At 72.8% G+C, this 11,967-nt stretch carries 6 protein-coding genes and 2 pseudogenes; 5 read left to right on the top strand and 3 right to left on the bottom strand.

The genetic code is table 11. The features are described 5' to 3' along the window. Positions 1-13 precede the first annotated feature (13 nt). Positions 14-523, top strand: a pseudogene (locus OHA99_RS36565) (RidA family protein); the annotation flags it as partial. 370 nt (positions 524-893) lie between these two features. Continuing rightward, the gene (locus OHA99_RS36560; RefSeq protein ID WP_331727932.1) at positions 894-2,219 is read left to right on the top strand and encodes a hypothetical protein; all 1,326 of its coding nucleotides are present in this window, start codon (positions 894-896) and stop codon (positions 2,217-2,219) included. On the opposite strand, the gene OHA99_RS36555 is transcribed toward OHA99_RS36560, so the two are convergent. Further along, the gene (locus OHA99_RS36555; protein WP_405699140.1) at positions 2,182-4,386 is read right to left on the bottom strand and encodes an ATP-binding protein; all 2,205 of its coding nucleotides are present in this window, start codon (positions 4,384-4,386) and stop codon (positions 2,182-2,184) included. The two genes, OHA99_RS36560 and OHA99_RS36555, sit on opposite strands and share 38 nt — an antisense overlap. A 137-nt stretch (positions 4,387-4,523) precedes the next feature. On the opposite strand from OHA99_RS36555, the pseudogene OHA99_RS36550 reads away from it, so the two are divergent. Further along, positions 4,524-6,404: pseudogene (locus tag OHA99_RS36550) on the top strand (Tat pathway signal sequence domain protein); the annotation flags it as partial. On the opposite strand, the gene OHA99_RS36545 reads toward OHA99_RS36550, so the two are convergent. Together OHA99_RS36545 and OHA99_RS36540 are read right to left on the bottom strand one after the other, a co-directional pair. Next, positions 6,339-7,661: a carboxylesterase family protein gene (locus tag OHA99_RS36545; RefSeq protein ID WP_331727924.1), complete on the bottom strand. Its 1,323-nt coding sequence runs from the start codon at positions 7,659-7,661 to the stop codon at positions 6,339-6,341. The pseudogene OHA99_RS36550 and the gene OHA99_RS36545 overlap by 66 nt on opposite strands. 18 nt (positions 7,662-7,679) lie before the next feature. Beyond that, the gene (locus tag OHA99_RS36540) at positions 7,680-9,026 is read right to left on the bottom strand and encodes an MFS transporter (protein WP_153182220.1); all 1,347 of its coding nucleotides are present in this window, start codon (positions 9,024-9,026) and stop codon (positions 7,680-7,682) included. A gap of 227 nt (positions 9,027-9,253) precedes the next feature. Between OHA99_RS36540 and OHA99_RS36535 the strand changes: the two genes are divergently transcribed. Next, positions 9,254-10,774 (top strand): 2-hydroxymuconic semialdehyde dehydrogenase, encoded by a 1,521-nt coding sequence (locus OHA99_RS36535; RefSeq protein WP_331727919.1) that lies wholly within the window; start codon positions 9,254-9,256, stop codon positions 10,772-10,774. A 349-nt stretch (positions 10,775-11,123) separates the two neighbouring features. Continuing rightward, positions 11,124-11,963, top strand: a complete 840-nt coding sequence (locus tag OHA99_RS36530; RefSeq protein WP_331728233.1) for a fumarylacetoacetate hydrolase family protein — start codon at positions 11,124-11,126, stop codon at positions 11,961-11,963. Positions 11,964-11,967 lie beyond the last annotated feature (4 nt).

Here is an 11,967-nt window from a genome sequence, read left to right as displayed (position 1 = left end):
GTCCGGAGCCCCGACACGGGGCGATCATCACGTGAGCCAGGCCGTCGTCATAGCCCGCAACATCGGCATCGCGCTCGGCGCCGTCGGGGCCTCGCGCGACGACATCGTCAAGGAGACGATCTACGCCGTCGACTACGCCCCGGACATCCTCATCCCGGTGGTGACCGCCCTCCGCGACGGCACGAGCACCGTACCCGCGAGCACCCTCGTACCCGTCCCGGCCCTCTTCGCTCCCGGCCACCTCCTCGAGGTCGAGGTCACCGCGGCTCTTCCCCCCTGTCCCGGGACAGGGGGGACGAGGCGCCGAGGGGCTGACCGCGCGCGAAGGGTTCAGCAGGACCACGAACCGAGGCTGAACCGGGTGCTGGATAGGGTGGGACGTTCGATGCGATCACGCCGATGCCGGAGGTGCCCGTGGGGCCAGGCGAGCCCGCCGCGGTACGGGTGCCGGTCGGCGAGGGGTCGGAGCGGTGGACCAGCCGGCGGCCCTGCCGTCGGGTGCTCCTGGTGGTCCACAACGTGACCTCCGCGGGGCGTCTGCTCGACGTACTTCCCCTGTTCCACAACGACTTCCGGGTACAACTCCTGGTCACCTCGACCGGATCGTCGGTCTTCCAGGCGGGAATCGGCGAGCTGTTCGCCGAGTTGGGGCTGCCCGTACTGCCCTGGGAGCAGGCACTGGAGACCCCGGTGGATCTCGCGATATCCGCCAGCTTTGGGGGCCAACTGCCTCTTATTGACGGTAAATTGACCATTCTGTCCCATGGTGTGGGATATACTAAGACACTGGCTCGGCCGGGAGCCGGGAGCCGGGAGCCGGGAGCCGGGAGCCGGGAGCCGGGAGCCGGGGCCGGGAGCCGGGGCCGGGAGCCGGGGCCGGGAGCCGGGAGCCGGTGTTCGGGCTGTCAGCGCAATGGCTGCTGTCGGAGGGCGTGCCCTACGTCGACGGACTGGTCCTGTCCCACCCGGAGCAGGTGGCACGGCTACGCGCGGTCTGCCCCGAGGCGGTCGGCGCGTCGGTGGTGGCCGGGGACCCGTGCTTCGACCGTATGCTCGCCGCCCGGGCGCACCGGGACCGTTTCCGGCGCGCTCTGGGCGTCCGGAACGGTCAGCGGCTCGTGGTGCTGAACTCCACGTGGAATCCCGAGGGCCTGTTCGGCAGCGGCGGCGGGGAGGACCTCGTACCGGGCCTGCTGCCGCGGCTGGCGGCCGAGTTGCCGGCCGACGACTTCCGGCTGGCCGCGGTGCTGCACCCGAACATCTGGTACGGGCACGGGCCGGGGCAGCTGCGTGCGTGGCTGGACGAGGCGTGCCGGCACGGGCTGGCGCTGGTGGATCCCGTACGCGCCTGGCGCCAGGCCGTCCTGGCCGCGGACGTCGTGGTGGGTGACTTCGGTTCGGTCTCCTACTACGCGGCGGCGCTGGACGTACCCGTGCTGATCGCGGCCCCCGGCACCGGGAAGCTGGCCCCCGGCACGCCGCTCGCGTCGTTCGTCCGCGATGCCCCGCGCTTCGACCCGCACCGCCCCCTGCGCACCCAGTTGGAACGGGCAACGGCCGGGACACCCTCCCCGGCCGACGCGGCCGCGGGGGTCACGTCGGTCCCGGGGGCTTCCGCGACGCTGCTGCGGCGGCACTTCTACCGCCTGATGGACCTGGCCGAGCCGCAGGCACCCGCCCTCCTGGAACCGCTGCCCCTGCCGGAGTACGACCCGCCGCGGCGCACGGCCCCGCTGCGGGTGCGCACCCGCGTCGACGGGAGGAACGTAAAGATCGAGCGGGCGTCGGTCGTGCCGTACGACGCGCGGGGCGACGTGCACGCCGCCGTGCACGAGGACACCCGGGACCCCGCCGCCCTGGAGGTGGCCGACCTCATCGTGCGTGACGGGCAGCCGGACGATCCCCGTCTGGGCGGCTGGCAGGGGTGGTCGGCGGACGTGGTGCGCAGGTTCCCGCAGTGCGCCATGGCCGTGTTCGTGAGCGGCCCGCATCGCTGCTTCGTACGCACCCGCGAGGGCGAGGTGTTCCGCCTGTCCGCCGGACCGGACGCGGACCTCGACCCGGCGGCCTGCGCCTCATCGCTGTACGCCTGGCTCACTGGCGGCGGCCCTGTGCCCGCTAAGGGGTTCACCCTCCGGGTCCGTGCCGCCGGCCGCGTTCATCCGGTACGCGTACGGCCCCTCACACCGGGGTCTCGCACCGCGCCCGGAGAGCGGTGAGGTACTGGCGGTGCGGGACGGCCGCCGGGTCGAGAAGGCGTTCGGCCCGCGTGATGTGTGCCAGCGCCTCGGTGTCCAGGCCGGCGTCGTGCAGGGTCTCGGCCAGGTCCGTGAGGGCTCGCGCCGTGTTGTAGGCCTCACCCGTCCGCTCGAAGAAGGCGACCGCGGACCCGAGCAGGCGCCGTGATTCGTCGAGCCGGTCCATGCCGCGCAGGGCGCGCCCCTCGTGGCGGTCCAGCAGTGCGAGGGCACGGGGAAGGTCACCGGAGCCTTCTTGGCCGGAAGTGATCCTTTCGTAGACGCCCCGGGCCTCGGTGAAGCGCTCGTGCGCCGCCGGATGGTCCCACCGGTAGAGGTGGAACAGGCCCAGCATCTCGACCGCGGACGCCTCACCGCGCAGATGCCCCGCCGCCCTCTCGCACTCCACCGCGGCGAGCACCGCCCGGTCCGCCTCCTCCCGCTGCCCCAACTGGTCGAGACAGTGGGCCAACTGGAAGTGCAACGCCCCCGCCATGCGGGTGCGGGGCTCGTGGGCGTCGGCGCGGCGCGCGGCGATCCGCAGGGCCGGCAGTACGTCGTCCCAGTGGCCCGCCTTCAGTTGGAGCGGCCACAGCGCGCGGGCCAGCCGGAGGGCCGTGGTGACGTGTCCGTACTGGTCGGCCAGGGAGACCGCCCGGACCACGTTGTCCAGCTCGGTCCGCAGGGCGCCCAGGCCTTCCGCCTCGTCACCGTACGCGGACCCGTCCGAGGGCGCCGGTTCGGTGCGCCAGCTGCCCGGGAGGGCGGCGTGCGCGGCGTGCAGGGCGCGGTGCAGTACGGCTTCCAGGCCGCGCACGACGGCGGCGGAGCACTCGGCGACGCCGTGCTCCGGGCCCGCGGTGTCCGCGAGGTACCGGCGCACCTCGGGCCGGAACCGGTGGCGTTCCCCCGCCCCCGGCTCCACTAACCCGGTGTCGACCGCCTCCGCGAGCATCCCGGCGGCCTCGTCCGGGGACACGTCCGCGACAGCCGCGGCCAACGGGGCGTCGAGGCCGGGCCACGCGCCCAGGGCCGCGAGCCGGCACATCCGCGCGGTCGCCGGACGCAGCCGGGCGGTGGCGGTCCGGACCGCCTCACGGACGGGATCGTTCGCCCCGGTCTCTTCCTCGGGGCCCCCGCCGGATCCTGGGCCGGCTCCGGGCCGCGGGCCGTCCGGCTCTTCGGTGCCCAGCCGGGCCGCCGCCGCTCTGAGGGCGAACGCGTTGCCGGCGCACTGGCGGACCAGCCGCGGCAGCCGGGTCCGGGCCCGGGCGGCCTCCTCCGCGCCCGCCAGGTCCCGCAGCATCCGCGCCGCGTGGCGGTCGCTCAGCGGCCCCACCTCCACGCGTTCCGCCTCCAGGGCGAAGGGCCGGCCGGAGACGACCACGACCAGGAAGATCCCGGGGGCCGACGGGATGAGGCCGCGGACCTGGGCGGGCGAGGTCGCGTGGTCGACCACGACCAGGGCACGGCGGTCCGCCGTCAGGCGCCGGTAGAGCTCCTCCCGGTCGGCGGCCACGGCCGGAAGCAGTCCGGGTTCGACGCCCATCTGCCGCAGCAGGCGCGCCAGGACCGCGCCGGGTCCCGGTCCGCCGTCGGTGGCCGCGTCCCGCAGGTCCACGTAGAACTGTCCGTCCGGGAACCGGGCGTGCTGCTCGGCGCCGAGGCGCAGGGCGGCGGCGGTCGTGCCGATGCCGGGCGGACCGTGGAGCAGCGCGACCCGGGGCCGGCCGTCGGCGGGGCGGGCCGCCTCCCGCGCCAGCCGCCGCAGTTCCCGGTGCCGGTTGGTGAAGTGGCGTGGCGCGGGCGGCAGTCCGCCGCCGCGGGCCAGGGCCGGTGTCCCCGGGCGCCCGTGGGTCCGCAGGACCAGCGCCCACTCCTCCGCCAGCCGCGCGTCCCGCCCGAGGCGGGCGTGCACCAGGCCGGCCAGTTCCGTCCGTTCCTCCGGGCTCGCCGGCAGTGGTGTCTGCCGTCCGGTGGTCCTTCGTACCAAGGCGCCCGTCGACAGCAGGAGTTGCTTGCCCATCTCCCCCGCGGCGCCATTGCCCACGGACATGAGAAACGCGGTCAGCGCGCTGAGCGCCACGACCTCCAGCACGTCGGCCCCCTCCTGCTCCCCGCTCCGGCCCTGGCCGGAGGGTATCCCCACCTCGACATTCCGGGGAATCATTCCGGTCTGTTTCGACGGGCGCCCGATCTCCGTTCGCCATCTCGAAGTCACCCGGGCCAGGCCCTCCCCGCCTAACGTCGTTCGCGATCAAAGCACCCCTCGGGAAGGGCTCCAGCATGTGCGTTCACGGAGAGACGGCGTCTCACGAACCGGCCGGTCAGGGGCGGCGCGGCTTCCTGCGCAACGCGGCGCTGGCGGGCGCCGGGGCGGTGGCGGTCGGCGCCGGTGCGTCCGCACTCGGCGCGGCCCCCGCGCACGCCGCCGACGCCTCCGGGCACGGACACGGGCACGGGCATGTGGGGCGGTGGAATCCGGACCCCGACGCCCTCCGGTTCACCTTCGCCGTCATGCCGGACACGCAGTACCTCTACTGGGGCAGCCAGGACAGCGTCAACCGCGCCCCGCAGGAGGAGTCCTTCCGCTACATCGTCAGGAACAGCGGTGTCGCCGACCAGAACATCGTGTTCATGTCGCATCTCGGTGACCTGTCGCAGGACGCCGACGCGTCGTCGTTCGAACAGATCGACAAGGCCTTCGACATCCTGGACGCGAAGGGCGCCGCGTACAGCGTGGTGGCCGGCAACCACGACGTGAGCGGGGACGACACACGCGGGGACACGCCGTACCTGCGGACCCTCGGACCCCGGCGGTTCAGACACGCGAAGTCCTTCGTCGGGTCCGACGCCACGGGCTACAACACCGCGCACGTCTTCCGGGCCGCGGGCCGGTCGTGGCTCGTGCTGGCGCTGGACTGGCGGACCACCGAGCAGGGCTTCGCGTGGGCCGAGAAGACCATCAAGGCCCACCCCAAGATGCCGGTGATCCTCACGGCGCACGACATCGTCCACCCCGACTACGATGACAACGTTTTCCCCTACGAGTCCGGCGACCCGGAGAACAACGCCTCGCTCTCCGAGTACGGTCAGACCCTCTGGGACCGGCTGATCGCGGACAACGACCAGATCTTCCTGACCCTCAACGGCCACTACTGGCCGTCCGGCCGCACGACCAGGAAGAACGCCCACGGCAACGACGTGCACCTGCACATCGCCAACTACCAGAACCGCTTCTTCGGCGGTGGCGGCATGATCCGGCTGTACCACTTCGACCTGGCCCGGGACACGATCGACGTCGAGACGGTCAATCCGTGGATCCTGGCCCAGAAACCGAAGTCGCGCAGCGCTCTGGCCGCCGAGCACGCCCGCCTCACGAGCCCGGTCGACGACTTCTCGATCCCGGTCGACTTCGAGAAGCGCTTCTCCGGCTTCGCCCCCGTCCCGGCCCGTCCCTCCCGCCCGGCCGACCGCATGCTGGTCAGGGGTACGGTCGCGTACTGGCGCTTCGACGGGCAGGGAGCGCCGGGCACCGCGCTCACGCGGGGGCAGACCGTCCGGGACCTCTCCGGCAGGGGCAACGACCTGACCGTGGTGACCACGCCCGGCACCCCCGCCGACGCGCTGACCTGGTCCGACGACCACCACCCCGACCAGCCCGGGCACGCCAGCCTGAAGTTCACCGGGGGCAGGAACCCGGTCAACGGCTCGTACCTCACCACGAAGGACGCGGCGCCGCTGAACACCGAGACGTTCAGGGGCGGGTACACCATCGAGACCTTCGTGCGCATACCCCTGGACTGGGACGCCGGCCGGAACGGCAACGCGTCGGTCCTCAGCCGCCGGGGCGCCGCCCGCGCCGCCGGAAAGCACGACAGGAACACCGACCCGAACGAACCCCTGGCCCAGCTGGCCATCACCAACAACGGCCGTGAGGTGCAGTTCAACCACTACCCGCTCAACACCACCTACCCGACGACGAACTGGAGCCACGGCCTGGCGGAGCTGCGGTGGTGGCACATCGCCGTCGTCAACGACGGCCGCCGCACCAGGCTGTACGTCGAGAGCTCCCCGGTCGCCGACGATCCGCGGCGCGTGTCACTCGGACTCACCTCGCTCGGCCTGCCGTGGCTGGTCGGGGGCCACGAATACGCCGGCGCGATCGACGTCGTCTTCCACGGCTCCGTCGGTGACATCCGCGTCGTGAACCGCCCACTGGAGCACGGGGAGTTCCTGACCGCGAAGTGAGGGGCCGGGGGTGCCGGTGCGGGCGAAGGCGGTCCAGGCGGCGCGCATCGCTCTGCCCAGGGCGTCCACCTCGGCCCACGGCTCCCGGCCCAGCATCGGTGATGCCCGCCATGCCTCCCGGGTGCCCAGGAGCAACGGCAGTTCCAGGCAGTGGGTCGCGCCGAACGGGGAGCCGGCCGGGCGCCAGTCGAGGCGGTAGGCGTGGACCCGGGCCCCGGCCCGCGCCAGGGCCGCCCCGTAGCGTGCCAGCGGCTCCTCGAACACGCGGCGGGTCAGTTCCGCGACATCGTCGCCCTCCCCCGGGAAGGCGCTCATGTCGTCCGCGTTCCAGCCGTACATGACGTCCAGACCGCGGACGGCCGGGGCGGGCTCCTCGTCGTCCTCCGTGACGGGGGACCCGACGACCGGGAGGAAGGGCGGTTCCAGGGTGCTGCCGGAGCGCCGCAGGTTGACCCCCGCGGTCTCCCGTTGCGCCGCCAGGATCGCGGGAAGAGCAGCGGTGCGCGGGTCCTCGCCCAGCAGGCCGGCGAAGACGCGGCCGAGGTCCTCGGAGTCCGTGCGGGAGCGGGCCGTGATGGACAGGGGCGGGCTCTGGAGGATCGCCCGGTGCAGGAGCCCCCGCGCCTGACGCGTCTCCAGCAGCAGCCGGATGGAGAGGGCGCCCGCGGACTGGCCGAAGACCGTGACGTTGCCGGGGTCTCCCCCGTAGGCGGCGATGTGCTCGCCCACCCAGCGCAGGGCCTCGAGCTGGTCGTACAGGCCGAGGTTGCCCTCGCTGATCCCGTCCAGGCAGAGGTATCCGAGGGCTCCGAGGCGGTAGTTGACGCCGACGACGACCACGTCGCCCTCGGCGGCGAGCGCCCCACCGTCGTACCAGTCCATGAGGCCCGCGCCGCTGCTGAAGCCGCCGCCGTGGAACCAGACGAGGACCGGTCGGGCGCCGTCGTCGCGGGCCGGGGTGGTGACGGTCAGGTGGAGGCAGTCCTCGCCCTGCGGACGGGGGTCGAGCGGGGCTCCCATCACCGCGTCGAGGCGGGAGGGGAGCTGGGGGCAGATCTCGCCGCTCGGCGGGCGGGTGTCGCCGGCGTCCACCGGGCGGGGCGGGGCGAAGCGCGCGGCGGTGGCGTAACGGACGGGGCCGGAGCGCACCACCGCGCCAGTGGGATCGGGCATGTTCGGCCTCCGTGGGGGTCAGGTGCGGGCGACGGCCTGTGCCGGGGGTTCGGCCGCCGGTTCCGGTCCCTTCTCCGGGACCAGGCGGAACAGTGCGACCGCTCCGGCGAGGCTGAGGGCGCACACCCCCACCAGATACCACGTCACGCCGGTCGACGAGCCGCCGGCGTCCAGCAGCGCGGTGGAGATCAGTGGGGCGAGTCCGCCGCCCAGGATCGCGCCGAGCTGGAGGATGAGGGAGGAGCCCGAGTACCGGACGTGGATGGGGAAGGTGTCGGCGATGATGGCGCCCTGCACGCAGTGCGTCACCGGGATGATGATCCCCATGCCGACCAGGGCCAGCAGGGCGAGCAGGGACCTGTTGGTGTTGAGCAGCGGGAAGAACGCCACGCACCAGGCCAGGATGGCGACGGAGCCGCCGACGAACATGGTTCTGCGGCCGTAGCGGTCGGCGACCTTCGTCCAGAACGGGATGGTGGCGAACCAGATCACGGACGCGGCGGTCACGCCGAGGATGAGGAACTTCTTCTTGTAGTCCAGTTCCTTGGTTCCGTACGACAGGGTGAACACCAGGAACACGTAGGCCACGGCGGAGTTCGCGACCACCGCGAGCAGGGTGAGACCGAGGCGGCGGTATCCGACCCTGAGCGCCTCCGCCAGCGGGAACCTGACCACCTCGTCCTGCTCGACGGCGCGGTTGAAGGAGGGCGACTCGGTGACCCTCAGCCGGACCAGGAGCCCCACCGCGACCAGGACGAAGCTCAGCAGGAAGGGGATGCGCCAGGCCCACGAGGTGAAGGTGGCGTCTCCGGCCACGGAGTTGGTGGTGAGGAAGACGACGTTGGCCAGGACCAGTCCGGCGGGGGTGCCCATCTGCGGGAAGCCGGCGTACAGGTTCCGTTTGCCCGCGGGTGCGTGCTCCATCGACATCAGGGTGGCGCCGGCGCCCTCGCCGCCGAGGCCGATGCCCTGGACGACGCGGAGCAGGACCAGCAGCACCGGGGCCCAGAAGCCGATCGCGTCGTAGTTCGGGACGGCGCCGATGAGCGTGGAGCCGACGCCCATCAGCAGGAGCGAGACCACGAGCGTGGCCTTGCGTCCGATGCGGTCGCCGAAGTGGCCGAAGACCAGGCCGCCGAGCGGCCGGGCGACGAACCCGACGGCGAACGTGCTGAAGGCGGCCAGGGTGCCCGCGCCGGGGCTCAGCGAGGGGAAGAACTGCTTGTCGAAGATGAGCGCGGCCGCGGTGCCGTAGAGGAAGAAGTCGTACCACTCGAGCGTGGTGCCGGCCAGGGTCGCGACGGCCGTTCTGCCCGCCGCGGTGCGGCCGGTGCCCGTGCCGTCAGCTGGGGGTGAGTTGCTCATGGGAGGACCTCTCACTCGGGTGGGTTGCGGTGGATCCTGGCCCTCCGAGGCATGACGCACAAATGCCGAACACGCGACCAGCCATAGCCATCTGGGTATAGCCGCATTTCAGCCACCTCTCAGCCATCCCCAACCACCCCTCGCACGCCGAGCTATACCCAAGTGGGCATGCGAATGGACGAGAAGTTAATTTGTCGGGCATGGCCGCGCCTTCCACAGTGAGAGGCATGACGGCAGAAACTGGGCGGTGGATCCGCAACTTCGTCGACGGCCGGTTCGTCGACCCCGACGGCGACGGCGACGGCGACGGCGGCGGCGGCGGTGGCGCCCGGGCCGGCCACCGCGGCTTCGACGCGACCGATCCGGCCACCGGCCTCGTCCACGCCCGCGTCCACGAGGCGGACGAGGCACTGGTGGACCGGGCCGTGACGGCGGCCCGGCGCGCACTGCGCGAGGGCTGGGCGGACACCGCGGTCCGGGAGCGGACCGAGCTGCTGCGCCGTGCGGCCGACCGCATCGAGGAGCGGTTCGAGGAGTTCGTCGCCGCGGAGATCGCCGACACCGGCAAACCCGTCACACAGGCGCGGGAGCTGGACGTCACCCGCGCCGTCGCGAACTTCCGCGCCTTCGCCGACGTGGTCGCCGCGGCGGGCCAGGAGTCGTTCCTGACCGATCTGGCGGGCGGGAAGCGGGCCCTCAACTACGCGGTCCGCAAGCCGCTGGGCGTGGTCGCGGTCGTCGTGCCGTGGAACCTGCCGCTCCTGCTGCTGACCTGGAAGGTCGCCCCCGCCCTGGCCTGCGGCAACGCCGTGGTCGTCAAGCCGAGCGAGGAGACGCCCGGCACCGCCGCGCTGCTCGCCGAGGTGCTGGCCGAGGTGGGTCTGCCGGCCGGGGTGTACAACGTCGTCCACGGCTTCGGCGGCGGCTCCGCCGGCGGGTACCTGACGGCGCACCCCGGCATCGACGGGGTGACCTTCACCGGGTCGTCCGCCACCGGCGCGCAGGTCATGCGGACCGTCGCCCCGCGCGTACGGCCGGTCTCCTTCGAACTCGGCGGCAAGAACGCCGCGGTCGTCTTCGACGACGCCGACGTCGACGAGGCGGTGACCGGGCTGAGCAGGTCGGTGTTCGCCAACACCGGCCAGGTGTGCCTGTGCACCGAGCGGGTCTACGTACAGCGGTCCGTCTTCGACGCCGTCGCGGGCGGGCTCGTGGAGCGCGCCGAACGCCTGCGCCTGGGCGACCCGCTGGCCGAGGAGACCACCACCGGCCCGCTGATCTCACACGCCCACCGCGACAAGGTGCTGGGCTACTTCGACCTGGCCGAACAGGCCGGCGCGACGGTCCTCACCGGCGGCCAGGTCCCCCGGCTCGGTGCGGACCTCGACGGCGGTTCGTGGATCGAGCCCACCCTGTGGACCGGGCTGACCAACGCCGACCGGGTGGTCCGCGAGGAGATCTTCGGTCCCGTGGCCGCCCTCATCCCCTTCGACACCGAGGAAGAGGCGATCGGTCTCGCCAACGACACCGACTACGGTCTCGCCGCCTCCGTGTGGACCAACGACCTGCGCCGCGGCCACCGGGTGGCGCAGGCGATGAACGTGGGCATGGCCTGGGTCAACACCTGGTTCCTGCGCGACCTGCGCTCCCCCTTCGGCGGCGTCGGGCTCTCCGGCCTCGGCCGCGAGGGCGGCGCGTCGTCTCTGCACTTCTACACCGAGCCGACGAATGTGTGCGTACAGCTTTGAACCCTCTCCCCGCTGAAGCACGGAGATTCCTGGCTCACGCTGCCTGCAGGGTCAGCGACCAGGCAGGTCTTCCACGATCAACACCAGCCGGGTTGAAACCGGCCCGGTTTGGGATCACAAGCTTGGAGGTGCTTGTGCTGTCTTGGTTCTCGATCAGCACGGCGTACGCGCTTGGCTCTCGCAACGCACAGTCAGCACTGTACCCGGTTCCGTGGCCAGCGGTCCGCCCTTGGGGCGAATCGCCCATTCCTGCCCTGCTTCGCACGAGTCCGATTCTCCCCCGCAAGCGGGAAGTACCCCCACCCCGGCATGACGGCCGGGACATCCTCGGAGGTCTCCGGTGAACGACCTGACGAACCGGGCGGACCCCGCCCCTCTCCACCCTGCCGGTGCCGGGTCCGAGCGGCCGGTCGAGGCCGCCGTCGCGGCCCTCACCCACGCGGCCGCCACGCGCACCCCCTGCGCCCCGGTCCGCCAGTACCTCGGTACGAGCGACATCGACGCCGCCTACGAGGTGCAGCGCCGCCTCGCCCAGGCCCGCGGCGCGGCCGGCGCGCGCCGGGTGGGCGCCAAGATCGGGCTGACCGCCCCCGTCGTGCAGCGGCAGTTCGGCGTCTTCCAGCCGGACTTCGGCGTGCTCCACGACGACATGCTGTACGCGCACACCGAGCCGCTGCCGCTCGGCCGGTTCCTCCAGCCGCGCGCGGAGGGCGAGATCGCGTTCGTGCTCGGGCGGGACCTGGACCGGCCCGGCCCGTCCGTCGCGGACGTGCTGCGGGCCACCGAGTTCGTGCTGCCCGCCATCGAGATCGTCGACTCCCGCATCGCCGGCTGGGACCTGGCCATCACCGACACCGTGGCCGACAACGCGTCCAGCGGCGCGGTCGTCCTCGGCACCACCCCGTACCCGGTCGCGGGCCTGGACCTGGCCCGGGTCGGCATGACGCTGCGCCGGGAGGGCGAGGCGGTCTCCCACGGCGCGGGGCACGCCTGTCTCGGCTCGCCGGTCGTCGCGGTGGCCTGGCTGGCCCGCGAACTGGTCCGGCGCGAACAGCCGTTGCGCGCCGGGGACGTGGTGATGTCCGGCGCGCTGGGCCCGATGGTGCCCGTCGGGGGACCGGGACGGTTCCGGCTGGAGCTGGACGGGCTGGGAGAAGTGGAAGCAGTGCTCGAGGAGGGAACCAAGTGAGTCC

This window comes from Streptomyces coelicoflavus, from assembly GCF_045041415.1.
In the GTDB taxonomy this organism is placed as follows: Bacteria; Actinomycetota; Actinomycetes; order Streptomycetales; family Streptomycetaceae; genus Streptomyces; species Streptomyces coelicoflavus.
This window is presented reverse-complemented; position numbering and strand designations above follow the sequence as displayed.